This window comes from Pseudomonas sp. Arb-4-2C, assembly GCF_055755015.1.
Genome location: NZ_CM146899.1, coordinates 254,987 through 272,212 on the forward strand (window position 1 = coordinate 254,987; position 17,226 = coordinate 272,212).

18 protein-coding genes are annotated in these 17,226 nt (G+C 61.0%); 9 read left to right on the top strand and 9 right to left on the bottom strand.

Annotated features, from left to right (window positions below; genetic code table 11):
* The first annotated feature begins 3 nt into the window (after positions 1-3).
* The 5 genes from livM (at position 4) to AC0J41_RS01090 (ending at position 5,478) form a co-directional block, all read left to right on the top strand.
* Positions 4-1,305, top strand: coding sequence for a high-affinity branched-chain amino acid ABC transporter permease LivM (gene livM / locus AC0J41_RS01070; RefSeq protein ID WP_473014328.1), 1,302 nt, complete (start codon positions 4-6; stop codon positions 1,303-1,305).
* Complete coding sequence (locus AC0J41_RS01075) at positions 1,302-2,174, top strand: ABC transporter ATP-binding protein (RefSeq protein WP_025111826.1); 873 nt, start codon at positions 1,302-1,304, stop codon at positions 2,172-2,174. Before livM ends, AC0J41_RS01075 begins: the two co-directional genes overlap by 4 nt.
* A complete protein-coding gene (locus AC0J41_RS01080; protein ID WP_025111825.1) occupies positions 2,171-2,887 on the top strand; it encodes an ABC transporter ATP-binding protein in 717 nt (238 codons plus the stop codon). Before AC0J41_RS01075 ends, AC0J41_RS01080 begins: the two co-directional genes overlap by 4 nt.
* 746 nt (positions 2,888-3,633) lie before the next feature.
* Complete coding sequence (locus AC0J41_RS01085) at positions 3,634-4,398, top strand: SDR family oxidoreductase (protein ID WP_473014329.1); 765 nt, start codon at positions 3,634-3,636, stop codon at positions 4,396-4,398.
* 174 nt (positions 4,399-4,572) lie between these two features.
* The gene (locus AC0J41_RS01090) at positions 4,573-5,478 is read left to right on the top strand and encodes a cation diffusion facilitator family transporter (protein WP_473014330.1); all 906 of its coding nucleotides are present in this window, start codon (positions 4,573-4,575) and stop codon (positions 5,476-5,478) included.
* A gap of 123 nt (positions 5,479-5,601) precedes the next feature.
* Here the strand turns inward: AC0J41_RS01090 and AC0J41_RS01095 are convergent, their stop codons facing one another.
* The 7 genes from AC0J41_RS01095 to AC0J41_RS01125 form a co-directional block, all read right to left on the bottom strand.
* On the bottom strand, positions 5,602-6,735 hold the full coding sequence (locus AC0J41_RS01095) for an AGE family epimerase/isomerase (protein ID WP_473014331.1): 1,134 nt from the start codon (positions 6,733-6,735) through the stop codon (positions 5,602-5,604).
* A gap of 180 nt (positions 6,736-6,915) precedes the next feature.
* Positions 6,916-7,488 (bottom strand): HupE/UreJ family protein, encoded by a 573-nt coding sequence (locus tag AC0J41_RS01100; protein WP_473014332.1) that lies wholly within the window; start codon positions 7,486-7,488, stop codon positions 6,916-6,918.
* Between the two features lie 27 nt (positions 7,489-7,515).
* The gene (ureG, locus tag AC0J41_RS01105; protein WP_473014333.1) at positions 7,516-8,130 is read right to left on the bottom strand and encodes an urease accessory protein UreG; all 615 of its coding nucleotides are present in this window, start codon (positions 8,128-8,130) and stop codon (positions 7,516-7,518) included.
* A 23-nt stretch (positions 8,131-8,153) separates the two neighbouring features.
* Entirely contained in the window at positions 8,154-8,828 is a 675-nt protein-coding gene (locus tag AC0J41_RS01110; RefSeq protein ID WP_473014334.1) for an urease accessory protein UreF, read from the bottom strand.
* Positions 8,825-9,325 (bottom strand): urease accessory protein UreE, encoded by a 501-nt coding sequence (gene ureE / locus AC0J41_RS01115; protein WP_025111818.1) that lies wholly within the window; start codon positions 9,323-9,325, stop codon positions 8,825-8,827. Before ureE ends, AC0J41_RS01110 begins: the two co-directional genes overlap by 4 nt.
* A 300-nt stretch (positions 9,326-9,625) precedes the next feature.
* Positions 9,626-10,258, bottom strand: a complete 633-nt coding sequence (locus tag AC0J41_RS01120; protein WP_025111817.1) for a TetR family transcriptional regulator — start codon at positions 10,256-10,258, stop codon at positions 9,626-9,628.
* 173 nt (positions 10,259-10,431) lie between these two features.
* Positions 10,432-10,938 (bottom strand): hypothetical protein, encoded by a 507-nt coding sequence (locus AC0J41_RS01125; protein ID WP_473014335.1) that lies wholly within the window; start codon positions 10,936-10,938, stop codon positions 10,432-10,434.
* Positions 10,939-11,323: 385 nt separating this feature from the next.
* On the opposite strand from AC0J41_RS01125, the gene AC0J41_RS01130 reads away from it, so the two are divergent.
* On the top strand, positions 11,324-13,399 hold the full coding sequence (locus tag AC0J41_RS01130) for an AsmA family protein (protein WP_473014336.1): 2,076 nt from the start codon (positions 11,324-11,326) through the stop codon (positions 13,397-13,399).
* A gap of 119 nt (positions 13,400-13,518) precedes the next feature.
* Here the strand turns inward: AC0J41_RS01130 and AC0J41_RS01135 are convergent, their stop codons facing one another.
* Entirely contained in the window at positions 13,519-14,052 is a 534-nt protein-coding gene (locus tag AC0J41_RS01135) for a ferritin-like domain-containing protein (RefSeq protein ID WP_025111814.1), read from the bottom strand.
* Positions 14,053-14,143: 91 nt separating this feature from the next.
* Entirely contained in the window at positions 14,144-15,061 is a 918-nt protein-coding gene (locus AC0J41_RS01140; protein WP_473014337.1) for a LysR substrate-binding domain-containing protein, read from the bottom strand.
* 120 nt (positions 15,062-15,181) lie between these two features.
* Between AC0J41_RS01140 and AC0J41_RS01145 the strand changes: the two genes are divergently transcribed.
* The 3 genes from AC0J41_RS01145 (at position 15,182) to AC0J41_RS01155 (ending at position 17,108) form a co-directional block, all read left to right on the top strand.
* Positions 15,182-15,820, top strand: coding sequence for an FMN-dependent NADH-azoreductase (locus AC0J41_RS01145; protein WP_473014338.1), 639 nt, complete (start codon positions 15,182-15,184; stop codon positions 15,818-15,820).
* A complete protein-coding gene (locus AC0J41_RS01150) occupies positions 15,821-16,126 on the top strand; it encodes a DMT family transporter (RefSeq protein ID WP_473014339.1) in 306 nt (101 codons plus the stop codon).
* Positions 16,127-16,217: 91 nt separating this feature from the next.
* A complete protein-coding gene (locus AC0J41_RS01155) occupies positions 16,218-17,108 on the top strand; it encodes an alpha/beta fold hydrolase (RefSeq protein ID WP_473014340.1) in 891 nt (296 codons plus the stop codon).
* Positions 17,109-17,226 lie beyond the last annotated feature (118 nt).

Sequence of the window (17,226 nt, forward strand, 5' to 3'; positions counted from 1 at the left end):
GCGATGTCTTCAACCACTCAAAAAAACATCGATATCAAAAAAAGCCTGGTTGAGGCGATTCTTGCCGGCCTCATTGCCCTGATCGTCTTTGGCCCGATTGTCGGCGTGGTGCTCGAGGGTTACAGCTTCAACCTCCAACCGACCCGCGTGGCCTGGATCATCGGCATTGTCATGATTGGCCGCTTTGTCCTCAGCCTGTTCCTGCAAACGCCCAGAGGCCTGAAGATTCTCGACGGATTCGAGAGCACCGGTTCCGGTGTGCATGTGCTGCCTGCCGATCACAAGTCCTCGCTGCGCTGGATTATCCCGTTACTGATTGTGCTTGCGGTCATCGTGCCGTTTGTTTCCAACTCCTATCTGTTGGGCGTGGTCATCCTCGGGCTGATCTACGTGCTGCTGGGGCTGGGGCTCAATATCGTGGTCGGCCTCGCTGGTCTGCTCGACCTCGGTTATGTGGCGTTCTACGCCATCGGTGCCTACGGTCTGGCGCTGGGTTATCAATACCTCGGGCTGGGCTTCTGGACCGTGCTGCCACTGGCGGCGATCACCGCAGGTCTTGCCGGCTGCATCCTCGGTTTCCCGGTGTTGCGTCTTCACGGTGACTATCTGGCGATCGTGACCCTGGGCTTCGGTGAAATCATTCGCCTGATCCTCAACAACTGGCTGTCGCTCACCGGTGGCCCGAACGGCATGCCGGCGCCGCTGCCGACGTTCTTTGGTCTGGAGTTCGGCAAGCGGGCGAAGGATGGCGGGGTGCCGTTTCACGAGTTCTTCGGCATCGCCTACAACCCGGACGTGAAGTATTACTTCATTTACGCGGTGTTGTTTCTGGTGGTGCTGGCCGTGCTGTACATCAAGCATCGTCTGGTGAAGATGCCGGTAGGCCGCGCCTGGGAAGCTTTGCGTGAAGACGAAATCGCCTGTCGCTCGATGGGCCTCAATCACGTGCTGGTCAAACTCTCGGCGTTCACTATTGGAGCATCGACAGCCGGTCTGGCCGGGGTGTTCTTCGCCACCTATCAAGGCTTCGTCAACCCGACCTCGTTCACCTTCTTCGAATCGGCGCTGATCCTCGCCATCGTCGTGCTCGGCGGTATGGGTTCGACCATCGGCGTGGTGATCGCGGCGTTCGTGCTGACCGTTGCCCCGGAACTGCTGCGCGGCTTCGCTGAATACCGCGTGCTGCTGTTCGGCATCCTGATGGTGTTGATGATGATCTGGCGACCACGAGGGCTGATCCGCATCAGCCGTACCGGGGTTACTCCACGCAAAGGTGCCATTCACTATGAGAGGACTGCGCCATGAGTGAAGTCGTACTCTCTGTGGAAAAACTGATGATGCACTTCGGTGGCATCAAGGCCCTGAGCGATGTCAGCCTCAAGGTCAAACGCAACTCGATCTTCGCCCTGATCGGCCCCAACGGCGCAGGCAAGACCACCGTGTTCAACTGCCTGACCGGCTTCTACAAGGCCTCTGGCGGCAAGATCGAACTCAACGTGCGCGGCCAGCAGACCAACGTCATCAAACTGTTGGGCGAGTCGTTCAAACCGACCGATTTCGTTTCGCCGAAATCTTTCCTCAGTCGCCTGTACTACAAGATGTTCGGCGGTACGCACCTGGTGAACCGTGCTGGCCTGGCCCGGACGTTCCAGAACATTCGCCTGTTCAAGGAAATGTCGGTGCTGGAAAACCTGCTGGTGGCCCAGCACATGTGGGTCAACCGCAACATGCTGGCCGGCATCCTCAACACCAAGGGCTATCGCAAGGCCGAAAGCGACGCGCTGGATTGCGCGTTCTACTGGCTGGAAGTGGTCGATCTGGTGGACTGCGCCAACCGTCTGGCCGGCGAGCTGTCCTACGGCCAGCAACGCCGTCTGGAAATTGCCCGGGCCATGTGCACGCGACCGCAGATCATCTGCCTCGACGAACCGGCCGCCGGCCTCAACCCTCAGGAAACCGAAGCGCTGAGCGCGATGATCCGGCTGCTGCGCGACGAGCACGATCTGACCGTGGTGCTGATCGAACACGACATGGGCATGGTAATGAGCATTTCCGACCACATCGTGGTGCTGGATCACGGCGTTGTCATCGCCGAGGGCGGCCCCGAGCAAATCCGTCACGATCCGAAGGTGATTGCCGCCTACCTGGGCGCCGACGAAGAGGAGCTGGTATGACCCGACCGATCCTCGAACTCAAAGACCTCGACGTGTTCTACGGTCCGATCCAGGCCCTCAAGGGCGTGTCGCTGCAGATCAACGAAGGGGAAACCGTCAGCCTGATCGGTTCCAACGGCGCGGGCAAATCCACGCTGCTGATGTCGATCTTCGGCCAGCCACGGGCCGCGGGCGGGCAGATCCTTTATCAAGGCGTCGACATTACCCACAAGTCATCGCACTACATCGCCTCCAACGGCATTGCGCAGTCGCCGGAAGGGCGGCGGGTGTTCCCCGACATGACCGTCGAGGAAAACCTGCTGATGGGCACCATCCCGATTGGTGACAAGTATGCCAAGGAGGACATGCAGCGCATGTTCACGCTGTTCCCGCGGCTCGAAGAGCGCCGCACTCAGCGGGCGATGACCATGTCCGGCGGCGAGCAGCAGATGCTTGCCATTGCCCGGGCATTGATGAGTCGGCCAAAGCTGTTGCTGCTCGATGAGCCGAGCCTGGGCCTGGCGCCGATCGTGGTGAAGCAGATCTTCGCAACGCTGCGCGAACTGGCGAAAACCGGGATGACGATCTTTCTGGTCGAACAGAACGCCAACCATGCGTTGAAGCTGTCGGATCGCGCGTATGTGATGGTCAACGGCGAGATTCGCCTGACCGGTACCGGCAAGGAACTGCTGGTGAACGAGGAGGTGCGCAACGCCTATCTGGGCGGGCACTGACGCTTCTTGAGTTGTCCACAAGCCCCGCGACGAAAGTCCCGGGGCTTTTTTCATCTCAAACTCACCGCAAGTTCTGATCTTCGCCATTTTTCAGAATTGTGGAAAACAAATTCCCGAAGCTGTCAAAGCGCGACATATAGACGCTGCAAATGGCTGTTTTTCCACAGTTTTGACTTGTCCCCGTTTGCTGTGGAGCTGGCTGTGAATAACGTGGGAGTAGCTGGCTGCAGCCCTTTTGAAACGTGGCTTTCAGGGCGGTGAGTGTTTTTTGATCAGGCGTTTTTACTGGAGCTGAAGCCGTCGTTGTCAACCTTTTTATACTCGCGACCAGACAGACGATTCCATGTGAGCAAGCCTGTGGATAAGTCTGTGACTAAACTCTGGAAAGACCGCGCTGAGGGCCGTAATTACTGGCCTCGCGCAATCACTGAGGTGACTGGTCGGTCGTGCAAAATGCCATGCCCGGCACAACTGCCGCTTCAGGGTCAAGCAAAAAACTTTCTATTTCCCGCGCAAAGCCTTGTGTGGCGTGGCTTTGCGCGTTTCCACTTGCCCCCGGAAACTGTGGAAGGGACTGTGGATAAGGTGCGCGCACATGGCTACAGGCCACGGTCGCTGTGGGGTTGGCAGGGTTGGTTGTTTTTTGTACAGCTTGTGGGTGTTGCCCGTGAAAGCGCGGGCGGGCATGCTGCCTGCTGATTTTCTATTCCAGGGGCTGCCCCGGCGGCCGAAGCAAGGAGAACACGATGTCCAACACCCTGTTTATCACCGGCGCGACGTCCGGATTTGGTGAAGCCTGTGCCCGCCGTTTTGCCGAGGCTGGCTGGAAACTGGTGCTGACCGGCCGTCGTGAAGAACGCCTCAGCGCTCTGTGCGCCGAGTTGTCGAAGCAGACCGAAGTGCATGGCCTGGTGCTTGATGTGCGTGATCGCAAGGCGATGGAAGAGGCGATCGCCAATCTGCCGCCATCCTTCGCCAAGCTGCGTGGCCTGATCAACAACGCCGGGCTGGCGCTGGGCGTCGATCCGGCGCCCAAGTGCGACCTCGACGACTGGGACACCATGGTCGACACCAACGTCAAAGGCCTGATGTACAGCACCCGTCTGCTGCTGCCGCGTCTGATCGCGCATGGTCGCGGTGCCGGCATCGTCAACCTCGGCTCCATCGCCGGTAACTATCCTTACCCGGGCAGCCACGTGTATGGCGCGACCAAGGCGTTCGTTAAACAGTTTTCGCTGAACCTGCGTTGCGACCTGCAAGGCACTGGCGTGCGCGTCAGCAACATCGAGCCGGGTCTGTGCGAAAGCGAGTTCTCGCTGGTGCGTTTTGCCGGTGACCAGGAGCGTTACAACGCCACTTACGCCGGGGCCGAGCCGATCCAGCCGCAGGACATCGCCGAGACCATCTTCTGGGTGATGAATGCGCCGGCGCACATCAATATCAACAGCCTCGAGCTGATGCCGGTGAGCCAGACCTGGGCCGGGTTTGCCATCGAGCGTAACAAGGCCTGAGACCGGGTTGAGGCCATTCGCGAGCAGGCTCGCTCCCACTTTGCAATGCATTCCTGTGTGGGAGCGAGCCTGCTCGCGAAGGGGGCAAATCAGCCAAAATAGGGCAATAAGGTAAACTCATCTCCGACAAACCCCACCGCGCCCCGCGGTTCAAGGGTTTTTAGAGGAGGCTACGTGAGTAACCGAGGTGAGCAGGCGCTGCTCAAACAATCGACCATCCTGATGTTCGCGGTGTCGATCGCCGGGATCGTCACCGGTTTTATTTCTGGTTCGCAATCCATCCTTTTCGATGGTTTTTTCTCGCTGATCGCCACCTTCATCAAAGTACTGATGCTGATCACCGCCAGGCTGATCGCCAAAGAGAGCAATCATCGCTTCCAGTTCGGCTTCTGGCATCTGGAGCCGATGGTGTTGCTGATCGAGGGCAGCTTCCTGCTGTTGATCGCCATCTATGCGTTTCTCAACGGTGTGTTCGGCATCATCAACGGTGGCCGCGAGATCGAACTGGGGCTGGTAATCATTTATGCGGCGGTGTTCACCGTCGTTGAATTCGCCTACTTCTTCTACGTGCGTCGACGCAATCGCAAACTCAAGTCCAGCCTGATCCAGTTCGACAACATCAGTTGGCTGGTGGACGCGATGCTCTCGGTCGGCCTGTTGATCAGCTTTCTCGCGGCGCTGTTGCTCAAGGCCCAGGGCTTTGGGGAGTGGGCGAAGTTTGTCGACCCGCTGATCCTGATCGTGCTGGCCCTGACCATGTTGCCACCGGCATTCAAGATCCTTGGCCCGGCGCTGCGCGATGTGCTGGGCATCGCCCCGGACACGCTGGATGACCAGGTGCGGCAGGTGATGGAGGCGGCGAAGGTCGAGCATGGTTTCGACGATTACGTGACCTACGTGCAGAAGCACGGGCGGGCGCGATTCATCGAGATTCATGTGGTGTTGCCGGCCGATTATGCGCTGAGCAGCGTGGGTCAGCTGGATGCGCTGCGTGAGGAGATTTCGGCGCAGTTGGGCGAGCCGGATGCGGCGCGCTGGTTGACCATCAGTTTTACTGGCGACAAGAAGTGGATTGCCTAGAGACCGTGTAATGGCTATTCGCAAGCAGGCTCGCTCCCACACTGGAATTGTGCCGGACACAATATTTGTGAACAGCACAGGTCAACTGTGGGAGCGAGCCTGCTCGCGAAAGCTGTCTGTCAATCAACGCAGATAGTCGGCCAGCCCGCTGTAGCACGTCGCCAAGTGATAAGGCGTCGTTGACGGCATGTCCTTGCGGCTGACTTCACCCTGCTCATCCCGGCACTCATGCCACCCGCCCGCATGCAGAAACCGCTGCTGCAGCGCTTGCAACTGGCGCAGCACCGTAGCTTCGCTGCCCGGGCGCAATGTCAGTGCACGCAGGTATTCCGCCTGAGCCCAGATGCGCTGGGTCGAATCCTTCGGCCGTCCATCCAGTTGCAGATCGAGCATCGCCCGCACCGCACCTGAAGGCTGTACTACGCCGAACTGTTCGGTGAAAGCGAATGCCCGGTCCAGCGCCGCGTGCAGTTTCGAGCCGCGCAGCAATGGCGACGATTCCAGCAGGAAATACCATTCGAACTGATGGCCCGGTTCGTACCAGTTATCCACAGCGCCCAGCGGTTTCTCCATCAGCACGTTGTCTTGCGGGTCGACGAAGTGTTTGTGCATGGCTGTGCATAACTCGACCAATGCTTGCTGCGTCTGCGCATCTTCGCGCACGGCAAGGGTGGCGAGGAATGCTTCGGCCAGGTGCATCAGCGGGTTTTGCAACGGGCCGGTTTGCAGGCTGCTCCAGTCGCGGTCCAGGCAGGCTTCGTACAAGCCATCGCCGGTGGCAAAGCGTTGGGCGATAACTTCCAGTGCGGCGTTGAGCGTGGATTCCACCAGTGCCTCGCCGGACTTGGCCCAGTAATGTGCGCAAGCGAACAGGATGAAGGCGTGGGTGTAGAGGTCTTTGCGTTGATCCAGCGGCTGGCCCTGCGCATCGATGCTGTAGAACCAGCCACCGTGCTCGGCATCGTGGAAGTGCCGTTGCAGCGAGCGGAACAGTGCGGCGGCGCGCACATCGGCGTTATCCACAACCCCGATCAGGCTGGAAAACAGATATAGCTGCCGTGCGCAGGCCATCGCTCGATAGCGTTGTGGCGGCAGCGGCTGGTGGGCGGCGTCCAGTGCTTCGTAGGGCAGCGCCATGTCGGCGTTCCAGCCCGGGCCTTGCCAGAGCGGCACGATCACGTTCAGAAAGTGCTGTTGCACGTCGCTGAACAGGGCGGTCAATTCAGGCAGGGAGGTGGAGCGGGAAGCATGGGGCATTGGCGGACGTCGTCACGGCTGGGGCGATTGCGCGACATGGTAGCAGAGCGGCGGCCTGATGAGACGCGGTGTCTGTCAGTCCGCCTTGGCGAGCAAGCCCGCTCCCCCAGTGGATTTGCAGCGTACACAAAACCTGTGAGAGCGGGCTTGCTTGCGAAGGGGCAGTTCAGGCGATAGAGATCAACCGGCCAGCAACCACGCGCCAGTCACTGCCGAAGCAGCACCCGCCAGTCGCACCAGCGGCGCGGCAGCCTGTGGGAGGACGCGAACAACCGCATAACCCGCCGCATGCAACGCAGCAGTCGCAGCCACGAAACCGGCGGCATACGCCCAAGGGCTGGTCATGTCCGGCAACTCCAGGCCATGCGCCACACCATGGAACAACGCAAACAGCGCCGTCGCGGCCACCGCCATCACCAGCGGCGGACGCACGGCCAGCGCCACCGCCAGACCCAGCGCCAGCACGGACGCGGCGATCCCGCTTTCCAGCGCCGGCAGCTCCAGCCCTTCGAACCCGAGCATCCCGCCGATCAGCATAGTGCCGACAAACGTGCACGGCAGCGCCCAACGCGCGGCCCCTTGCTGCTGCGCCGCCCACAGGCCGACCGCGACCATCGCCAGCAAGTGGTCGAGGCCGCCGATCGGGTGGCTGATACCGGCGACCAGACCGCTGTCGCCGTGGCCCGGGTGGGCGAAGGCCAGTGCCGGGGTCAGCAGCAGCGCCACGGCGCCGAGAATGCGTTTGAGTGTCATGGATAAGCTTCCTTGTTGGTCAATAAGTCAGGCGGCGTTCAGCAGGCCCTGGCGCTCGATGAAGGCGATGATCTCGTCCAGGCCCTGGCCGGTCTTCTGGTTGCTGAAGACAAATGGCTTGCCGTTGCGCATGCGCTTGGTGTCGCTATCCATCATTTCCAGCGAAGCGCCGACCAGCGGTGCCAGGTCAATTTTGTTGATCACCAGCAGGTCCGACTTGCAGATACCGGGCCCACCTTTGCGCGGGAGTTTGTCACCGGCCGAGACGTCGATCACGTAGATGGTCAGGTCAGACAGTTCCGGGCTGAACGTTGCCGACAGGTTGTCGCCGCCGGACTCCACCAGAATCAGGTCCAGCCCCGGAAAGCGCCGGTTCAGTTGATCGACTGCTTCGAGGTTGATCGAGGCGTCTTCGCGAATCGCCGTGTGCGGGCAGCCACCGGTTTCCACGCCGATGATCCGTTCAGGTGCCAGCGCTTCGTTGCGCACCAGAAAATCGGCGTCTTCGCGGGTGTAGATGTCGTTGGTGACGACGGCCAGGTTGTAGCGTTCGCGCAACGCCAGGCACAGGGCCAGGGTCAATGCGGTCTTGCCGGAACCGACCGGACCGCCGATGCCGACGCGCAGGGGTTGTGTGTTCATGTGCTTCTCCAAGATGACAGGCCCTAGGAACGGAACAGGCGGCTGTACTGGCGCTCATGCGCCATGCACGCCAGGGACAGGCCAAACGCGGCGCTGCCCAGGTGTTCGGGATTGATGCGGGTGGCGTCCTGCTGCGCCTGTTGCAGCAGTGGCAGCAGTTCGCTGGTCAGGCGCTGGGCGGCTTGCTGGCCCAGCGGCAGGGTTTTCATCAAGACGGCGAGCTGGTTTTCCAGCCAGCTCCACAGCCACGCCGCGAGGGCGTCCTGCGGGCTGATGCCCCAGGCGCGAGCGGCGAGTGCCCAGCCGAGGGCCAGATGCGGCTCGGCGCATCGCTCGAGAAAGGTCCTGGCCGGTGCGTCGAGTTCCGGCAAACCGTTGAGCAATTGCTGCAACGAGTAACCCATCTGCCGGCTCTCCAGATGCAACTCGCGGGTCTCGCGGCTGGCGCGGTGGGTTTCGCAGATGCGCAGCAGTTCATCCCAGTTTTCCTCGGCCGCCGCCTGACAATGGGCGAGCAACAGCGGCGCTTCGAAACGGGCAAGGTTGAGCAGCAACTGATCGCTGATCCAGCGGCGGGCGCTGTCCGGGTTGTTCACGCGGCCGTTATCCACCGCCATTTCCAGGCCTTGCGAATAGCTGTAGCCGCCAATCGGCAATTGCGGACTGGCCAGGCGCAGCAGCGCCCAGGCCGGATTCACAGGCGTACGCCGAACTGATGGAGTTTGGGCGCGTAGTTGAAGTCTTCGTCGCCGTGCCGCGAATGGTGATGGCCACCGCCGTAGGCGCCATGTTCCGGCTGGAACGGCGCTTCAATCGCCTCGACCTGCGCGCCGAGCTGTTCAAGCATGGCCTTGAGCACATAGTCGTCGAGCAGGCGCAGCCAGCCATCGCCCACTTGCAGCGCAACGTGGCGGTTGCCCAAGTGATAGGCGGCGCGGGTCAGTTCAAAGGCATTGGCGCAGGTGACGTGCAGCAGTTGTTCGGGGCGGGCGCAGACGCGAACGATGCGGCCGTCCTCGGCCTGCAGGCATTCGCCGTCATATAACGGCGGCTGACCGCGCTCCAGAAACAACCCGACGTCTTCGCCATCGGCACTGAAACAGCGCAGACGGCTTTTGCTACGTGCTTCGAAGGTCAGGTGCAACTCGGCGGACCAGACAGGTTGAGGGTCGATTCTGCGATGAATCACCAGCATCGGAAAGCTTCCAGCAATGGACTTGTAGGGAGGGCTAGAGCAAGGGGCTTGCCAACCGGACGAGATGTAGGAAATCCCTGTCGGAGCGTAGTGGATGTTTCAAGATGTTGCAGAATTTTGGAAGGTTTTGGTGCGTGAAGATTTTTACATGCACCAATTTGTGGCGACCGCGCAAAACAATGTAGGAGTGAGCCTGCTCGCGATAGCGGTTTACCAGTCGGCAATCAATTAACTGGAAGACCGCTATCGCGAGCAGGCTCACTCCTACAGGGGATTTGTGGTGTATTGGGGAAGAGGGGATTACTCGGTGCTGCCCAGCCCTTGCCAGTGCTTGAGGCCGATAAAGATGAAGCGCAGTTGCTGGGTGATCTTCGCCTGCGGCGTCAGATGTTCCGGCAGGGCTTCGGCGGGCGGGTCGATGATGTCCGGCAGGGTGGCGAACACCGATTTGACGATCAGGTCGGCCATCACGCTCAGGCCGGCAGCGTCCAGATGTTGCAGCTTGGGCATCAGCGTCAGGTCGGCCGCGAGGTCGGCGCTGATGTTCTCGCGCAGACGGCCAATCGCCTGGCGCACCGGCAGCGAGCCGCCGTACTGCTCGCGAGCGAGAAAGAGGAATTGCGAGCGGTTGGCGCTGACCACGTCGAGAAAGATCCGCACCGAGGCATCGATGATGCCGCCCATGACGAATTCGTTGTGGCGCACCAGGCGGATGGTCTCGCGGAAGGTCTGGCCGACTTCACTGACCAACACCAGGCCCAGCTCGTCCATGTCGGCAAAGTGCCGATAGAAACCGGTGGGCACGATGCCGGCGGTCTTGGTCACTTCGCGCAGGCTCAGGCTGCCGAATCCTCGGCCGCTTTCCATCAAATGGCGGGCAGCGTCCATCAGGGCATTGCGGGTCTGTTGTTTCTGTTCGGCGCGGGGCAGCATCGCAATGGCGTTTTCTTGAGCGGGACAAGCGCCGCACTCTAGCAAATCGGCTTTGTCGGCGTCGAACGGCAGGGGAGCGTCAGCGAGGGGAAATACGGTTTTGCGATGGGCCGGGGCTTAAAAAGTCAAAAGCCCAATCGGCTGATTGGGCTTTTTTCCAGGCCGCCACGGGCTTAGCTCAAGGCGCTGTTGCGTTCGATCACACGGTCACCACCGCCTTCGGCCAGCGTTTGACCTTGTGGGGTTTTGTCGTAGCCGTCGGAAGCCAGGGTCTGGCCTTGTGGGGTTTTGTCGTAGCCGTCGGAAGCCAGGGTCTGACCTTGTGGGGTTTTGTCGTAGCCGTCGGAAGCCAGGGCCTGACCTTGTGGAGTCTTGTCATAGCCGTCTTGAACCAGACCTTTCTCTTCGAGGCGATCACGGCCACCTTCTGCTACAGCTTGACCTTGTGGAGTCTTGTCGTAGCCATCTTGTACCAGGCCTTTTTCTTCCAGGCGATTACGGCCGTTTTCAGCCAGGGTCTGACCTTGAGGAGTGCGGTCGCCACCGTCAGCAGCAACAGTCTGGCTGAACACCGAGTGGTTCGATTTCACTTGTGGGGTAGCCTGATCGGCAGCGGGCAGGGCGAAAGCCGTGCTGGCTAGCATCGACAGGGTAAGGCTGAGCAGTAATTGGCGTTTCATGATGGGTTGCTCCTTGGGAGGGCGATAAAGTGGGTACGAAGCCAATGCTACTCTCGATAAGTCGATATAAAAGTTCATAAACGCAATGGTAATAATCAACAGAATTGATTGTTCTGCCGAGGCGCTCTAGCTCGGGCGTTTGCGGACGGTGGTTTTGCACCGCAGTGGGTATTTTCGACTCACTCGCGCCTCGCAAATGTGCGGGTGGCGGTAACGCTGTTCGACCAATCGGTCAGCATTCGGGCGATTTTTTGCCCTGGAATCTATATTCCGATTAAACCTGCGCACTGTTTGTCAGTCGTAGATTTCATGAGGGCCGCTTTGGCCCACCGTTTCAGCTGTGCGTCGCGAAGTCGGCGTGCGGTCGTCATCAGGAGTCTTGTGCATGACGCGCACCGGAAAAATCTTCAGTTGGACCTTCGCTACTCTCGTACTGCTGCTGGCGGTGATGGTTCTGATCATCGTGTTCTTCGATTGGAACCGGATCAAACCGCCGCTCAACGCCAAAGTCTCGGAAGAACTGCATCGACCGTTTGCCATCAACGGCAACCTCGCGGTGCTCTGGCAGCGCGAGCCGGACGAAGGGGGCTGGCGGGCCTGGGTGCCATGGCCGCACGTGGTGGCTGAAGACTTGACGCTGGGCAATCCCGATTGGTCCAGGCAGCCGCAGATGGTCACGCTCAAGCGCGTGGAACTGCGTATCTCGCCACTGGCACTGCTGGCGCAGCGAGTGACGATCCCGCGCATCGACCTGACCGAGCCCAACGCGCAACTGCAACGCCTGGCCGATGGCCGCGCCAACTGGACGTTCAAGTTCGATCCGAAGGACCCGAATGCCGAGCCGTCCAGTTGGGTGGTGGACATCGGTGCGATTGGCTTCGACAAGGGCCACGTCACGCTGGACGACCAGACGCTGAAGACCAATCTGGACGTGGTGATCGATCCGCTGGGCAAGCCGATTCCGTTCAGCGAGATCGTCGGTGACAAGGCCGCGAAGACCGCGCAGGACAAGGGCGCCGCGCCACAGGACTATGCCTTTGCGCTGAAGGTCAAAGGTCAGTACCACGGTCAGAATCTCACCGGCCAGGGCAAGATCGGCGGGCTGTTGGCGCTGCAGGACGCGAACAAACCGTTCCCGCTGCAGGCCCAGGCGAAGATCGGTGCCACCAGCATTGAACTGGCCGGCACCCTGACTGACCCGCTCAACCTCGGCGCCCTCGATCTACGTCTGAAACTGGCCGGCGCCAGCCTTGGCAACCTCTATCCGCTGACCGGGGTGACGCTGCCGGACACGCCGCCGTATTCCACCGACGGTCACTTGATCGCCAAGTTGCATGACGCCGCAGGTGCCAGATTCACCTATGAGCAGTTCAACGGCAAGATCGGTGGCAGTGACATTCACGGTGACCTGACCTACGTCGCCAGCCAGCCACGGCCAAAACTCAGCGGTGCGTTGCTGTCCAATCAACTGCTGTTCGCTGACCTCGCGCCGCTGATCGGTGCCGACTCCAACGACAAGCAAAAGGCCCGCGGTGGCGAGAGCAAACAGCCGACGGACAAAGTGCTGCCGGTCGAGGAGTTCAAGACCGACCGCTGGCGCGCGATGGACGCCGACGTCGAGTTCACCGGCAAGCGCATCGTGCACAGCGAAAAACTGCCGTTCACTGACCTTTACACCCACCTGAAACTCACCGACGGCGAACTCAGCCTCGAGCCGCTGCGCTTTGGCGTGGCCGGCGGCAATCTGGATGCGCAGATTCGCCTCAACGGCCGTACCGAGCCGCTGGAGGGCCGGGCCAGACTGACCGCGCGCGGCTTCAAGCTCAAGCAGTTGTTCCCGACCTTCGAACCGATGAAAACCAGCTTCGGTGAGCTCAATGGCGATGCCGACATCAGTGGTCGCGGCAACTCCGTCGCCCAACTGCTGGGCGGTGCCAATGGCAACCTGAAGATGCTGATCAACGACGGTGCGATCAGCCGTGAGCTGATGGAACTGGCGGGGCTCAACGTCGGCAACTACGTGGTCGGCAAGATCTTTGGCGACAAGGAAGTGAAGATCAATTGCGCCGCAGCGGATTTCGACATCAAGACTGGCCTGGCGACCACACGCCTGTTTGTCTTCGATACCGAGAACGCGATCATCTATATCGACGGCACGGCGAATATGGCCACCGAGCAACTGGACCTGACCGTGACCCCGGAATCCAAGGGCTGGCGTTTGATTTCCCTGCGCTCGCCGTTGTACGTGCGCGGCAAGTTCATCAAGCCCGATGCTGGGGTGAAGGCGGTGCCGCTGTTGCTGCGCGGGGCGGGAATGGTCGCGTTAGGCGTGATCGCTGCGCCGGCGGCGGGGCTGCTGGCGCTGGTGGCGCCGAGTGGTGGTGAGCCGAATCAGTGTGCGCCGTTGCTGCAACAGATGAAGGCGGGCAAGGCGCCCGTCACCGTCAAGCCTACAAAGTGATCGGTGACTGACAGGGCCCCGTCGCGAGCAAGCCCGCTCCCACCCTCGACCGTATTTCATCTGGATAAATACGGCCGAGGGTGGGAGCGGGCTTGCTCGCGAAGGCGGTTTTGAATGGCTTACAGGTCTTTCAGAATGTCGGCCATGTCATCGGCATGCTCTTCTTCCTGCGCCAGGATGTCTTCGAAGATGCGTCGGGTGGTCGGGTCTTTTTCGCCGATGTACTGAATGATCTCGCGGTAGCTGTCGATCGCAATCCGCTCCGCCACCAGGTCTTCGTAGACCATTTCCTTCAAGGTGTTCCCGGCCACGTACTGGGCATGGGACATTTTCGACAGCAGGTCCGGGTTGAACTCCGGCTCACCGCCCAGTTGCACGATGCGCTCGGCCAGACGGTCGGCGTGTTGCGCTTCCTGGGTGGCGTGTTCGAGGAATTCGTCAGCCGCCACATTGGCCTTCAGGCCGTTAGCCATGAAGTAGTGACGCTTGTAGCGCAGTACGCAGACAAGCTCGGTGGCCAGCGATTCATTGAGCAAGCGCAGCACTTCCTCACGGTTGGCGCTGTAGCTCTCGGTTACCGCGCCGTTCTCGACGTGTTGCCGTGCGCGTGCGCGCAGGGTTTGTACATCAGACAAATGCAGGTCATCGCTCATTTCGATCTCCAGGAGGCTAATCCAATGGGCGCCACGCTCTACAGGCGTGATCGCGTACCCAAGTTGTGAGTCATGCGCGATGCAAAAAGTTTTATGAGATTTCGGGCGACCTTGGCGTCAGCCCGGACAACTGCGCTTCCTCACGCAACCAGGTAAAAAATGCCCGCACCGGCGGATGCCGCTCGCGCCCCGGCACGCACAGTGCGCTATAGCCCGCGCCATCGACCTGCGCCTGGCCCTTGTACGGCACCAGCAAGCCACTGGCGACGCTTTGCGAGACCAGAATATTGCTCGCCAGCACCAGGCCTTGCCCGGCAATCGCTGCTTGCAGGGCGTAATGCTCCTCGTCGTATTCTCGGACCGCCGGTTGCTGCTTGAGCCAGTGTTCGCCGGATTTGGCGCACCACGCCTCCCAGCCATGGGCATATAGCTTTGAGTTGTGCCACCGCACGCTGATCAGCGCCGGCGTGCGCCGGGCGGCCAGCGCCACCTGCTCCGGCGAGCCATATACGCCGAACGACTCATCGAACAGGCACAAGCCGTAGAGAGTGGGGTAGTCGTCGAGGCTGTAGCGCAGCACCAGATCGACGCTGGCGTCCTGATGCAGGTCGATGACTTCGCAGTGGGTGTCGAGCCGCACGTTGATGTTCGGGTGTTGTGCATAAAAACGCCCGAGGCGCGGCACCAGCCACAGCGCGGCAAACGCGGCGGTGGTCGACAGCGTCAGGCTGCTGCCGCTGCGGTGCGGGCGCAGGGTGTCGACGCTCTGCGCGACTTCCAGCAGTGCGCCGTGCAGGCTGCGAAACAGCCGCTCACCGCCCTCGGTCAGGCGCACCTGACGCGGCAAGCGTTCGAACAGCGCCACGCCGAGCCAGTCTTCCAGCGAACGGATCTGATGGGAAATGGCCGTGGGCGTGACCGACAACTCTTCAGCGGCAGCCTTGAAACTCAGCAGGCGCGAGGCGGACTCGAAGGCGCGCAAGGCGGTCAGCGGCAACGAAGCGAACATTTGAAAACTCCATGGATGAAATAGATTCATCCAGACTGATTTTTACTCATTTGAGGCTGTGCTGATCTGCCAGCAATCTGGCGCTACACACCACTCAAGTCTAGTCTCAAGGAGTTTCAGATGAGCAAGATTCTTGCGATTCATGCCAGCCCACGCGGTGACCGTTCACACTCACGGCGCCTGGCGGAAAGCTTCCTCAGTGCCTGGCAAGTGCGCCACCCACAGGCGCAGGTCACCCGTCGCGAAGTCGGACGGGCACTCATTCCGGCAGTCAACGAGGCATTCGTGGCGGCGGCGTTCTACCCGCAACCGCAAGCGCGGCCGTTGTCGATGCAGGCGGATCTGGCGCTCAGCGATCAACTGGTCGGCGAGTTGTTGGAACATGACCTGCTGCTGATTTCCACGCCGATGTACAACTTCAGCGTGCCCAGTGGCCTCAAGGCCTGGGTCGATCAGATCGTGCGCCTGGGCCTGACCTTCGATCACACCCTCGACAACGGCGTGGCCCAGTACACACCGCTGCTGCAAGGCAAGAAAGCACTGATCGTCACCAGTCGCGGCGGGTCCGGTTTCGGCCCCGGCGGTGAACTGGAAGCACTGAATCACGCCGATCCGTGGCTGCGCACCGCGCTGGGGTTTGTCGGCATCAACGACGTCAGCGTGGTCGCGGCCGAGGGTGAAGAGTCGGCGGAACGCACCTTCGCGGTGTCGGTGGCCGAGGCCGAGCAGTGTTTGCTCGACCTCGCCCGGGTGTTCTAGATGGCCTGGCTGTTCCTGCTGATCGCCGCCGGGTTCGAAGTCTCGTTCGCCATGAGCATGAAGTACGCCGAAGGCTTCACCCGCTTGTGGCCGTCATTGATCACTGTGGTGGCGGCGATTGGCGGGATCTGCTTCCTGACGTTGGCGATGCGCGAGTTGCCGGTGAGCGTCGCCTACCCGATCTGGACGGCGATCGGCTCGTTGGGCACGGTGTTTCTCGGTTTTGCCCTGCTCGGCGAAAGCCTGACCCTGGTCAAACTGCTATCGGTGGGGCTGATTGTGGCGGGGGTGGTGGGGCTGAAGTAGGCTGGTCGTGGCGTTGTCATCATCGAGGAGGATGCTTGGCGGGCGTTTTGCACGTCTGGCATCCACTCAGCGACCACAAGGATGTTTGCCCATGTCACAAGGTACGGCGACACGTTATCCATTGGTGCTGGTGCCGGGCATGCTCGGCTTTATCCGGCTGCTGCTGTACCCGTACTGGTACGGGATCATCAAGGCGTTGCGCCGCGGTGGTGCGACGGTGATCGCGGTGCAGGTGTCGCCGCTGCATTCCACCGAAGTGCGCGGCGAGCAGTTGCTGGCGCGGATCGACGAGATTCTGCGCGAGACCGGCGCGGCCAAGGTCAATCTGTTCGGCCACAGTCAGGGTTCGTTGACCGCCCGTTATGCCGCTGCCAGGCGACCGGATCTGGTCGCGTCGGTGACCTCGGTGGCCGGGCCCAATCACGGTTCGGAACTGGCTGACTATCTGCAAAAACACTACCCGGCGGACAGCGCCAAAGGGCGCCTGCTTGAGGCCCTGCTGCGTTTTGTCGGCTGGCTGATGGCGGTGCTGGAAACCGGTTACCACGGGCCGAAACTGCCGGTGGATATCCACGCTTCGCACCAATCGCTGACCCACGAGGGTGTGGCGCTGTTCAATCAGCGTTATCCACAGGGCCTGCCCGAGACCTGGGGCGGACACGGGCCGGAAGAGGTCAACGGCGTGCGGTATTACTCGTGGTCGGGCACGTTGCAACCCGGCAAGACCGATCGCGGCGGCAACCTGTTTGATGGCACCAACCGCAGTTGTCGGCTGTTCGCGAAAACCTTCGTGCGCGAGCCAGGGCAGTGTGATGGGATGGTCGGGCGGTACAGCTCGCACCTGGGCACGGTGATTGGCGACGACTATCCGCTGGATCACTTTGACATCGTCAACCAGTCGCTGGGGCTGGTGGGCAAGGGTGCGGACCCGGTGCGGTTGTTTGTCGAGCATGCGGCGCGGCTCAAGGCTGCCGGCGTGTGAAGGTCAGTTACACCGCGTTATCGTTCTTCGCGAGCAGGCTCGCTCCCACATTTGGAATGCGTTCCCCTGTGGGAGCAAGCCTGTTCCTACAGTTGTCCGCATTCCACCTGTTGGAACT

Excerpts from the sequence above, each read along its gene's own strand:
- livM (WP_473014328.1), top strand. The coding sequence starts at position 4 with ATGTCTTCAACCACTCAAAAAAACATCGATATCAAAAAAAGCCTGGTT.
- AC0J41_RS01075 (WP_025111826.1), top strand. The coding sequence starts at position 1,302 with ATGAGTGAAGTCGTACTCTCTGTGGAAAAACTGATGATGCACTTCGGT.
- AC0J41_RS01080 (WP_025111825.1), top strand. The coding sequence starts at position 2,171 with ATGACCCGACCGATCCTCGAACTCAAAGACCTCGACGTGTTCTACGGT.
- AC0J41_RS01085 (WP_473014329.1), top strand. The coding sequence starts at position 3,634 with ATGTCCAACACCCTGTTTATCACCGGCGCGACGTCCGGATTTGGTGAA.
- AC0J41_RS01095 (WP_473014331.1), bottom strand. The coding sequence starts at position 6,735 with ATGCCCCATGCTTCCCGCTCCACCTCCCTGCCTGAATTGACCGCCCTG.
- AC0J41_RS01100 (WP_473014332.1), bottom strand. The coding sequence starts at position 7,488 with ATGACACTCAAACGCATTCTCGGCGCCGTGGCGCTGCTGCTGACCCCG.
- ureG (WP_473014333.1), bottom strand. The coding sequence starts at position 8,130 with ATGAACACACAACCCCTGCGCGTCGGCATCGGCGGTCCGGTCGGTTCC.
- ureE (WP_025111818.1), bottom strand. The coding sequence starts at position 9,325 with ATGCTGGTGATTCATCGCAGAATCGACCCTCAACCTGTCTGGTCCGCC.
- AC0J41_RS01120 (WP_025111817.1), bottom strand. The coding sequence starts at position 10,258 with ATGCTGCCCCGCGCCGAACAGAAACAACAGACCCGCAATGCCCTGATG.
- AC0J41_RS01125 (WP_473014335.1), bottom strand. The coding sequence starts at position 10,938 with ATGAAACGCCAATTACTGCTCAGCCTTACCCTGTCGATGCTAGCCAGC.
- AC0J41_RS01130 (WP_473014336.1), top strand. The coding sequence starts at position 11,324 with ATGACGCGCACCGGAAAAATCTTCAGTTGGACCTTCGCTACTCTCGTA.
- AC0J41_RS01135 (WP_025111814.1), bottom strand. The coding sequence starts at position 14,052 with ATGAGCGATGACCTGCATTTGTCTGATGTACAAACCCTGCGCGCACGC.
- AC0J41_RS01140 (WP_473014337.1), bottom strand. The coding sequence starts at position 15,061 with ATGTTCGCTTCGTTGCCGCTGACCGCCTTGCGCGCCTTCGAGTCCGCC.
- AC0J41_RS01145 (WP_473014338.1), top strand. The coding sequence starts at position 15,182 with ATGAGCAAGATTCTTGCGATTCATGCCAGCCCACGCGGTGACCGTTCA.
- AC0J41_RS01150 (WP_473014339.1), top strand. The coding sequence starts at position 15,821 with ATGGCCTGGCTGTTCCTGCTGATCGCCGCCGGGTTCGAAGTCTCGTTC.
- AC0J41_RS01155 (WP_473014340.1), top strand. The coding sequence starts at position 16,218 with ATGTCACAAGGTACGGCGACACGTTATCCATTGGTGCTGGTGCCGGGC.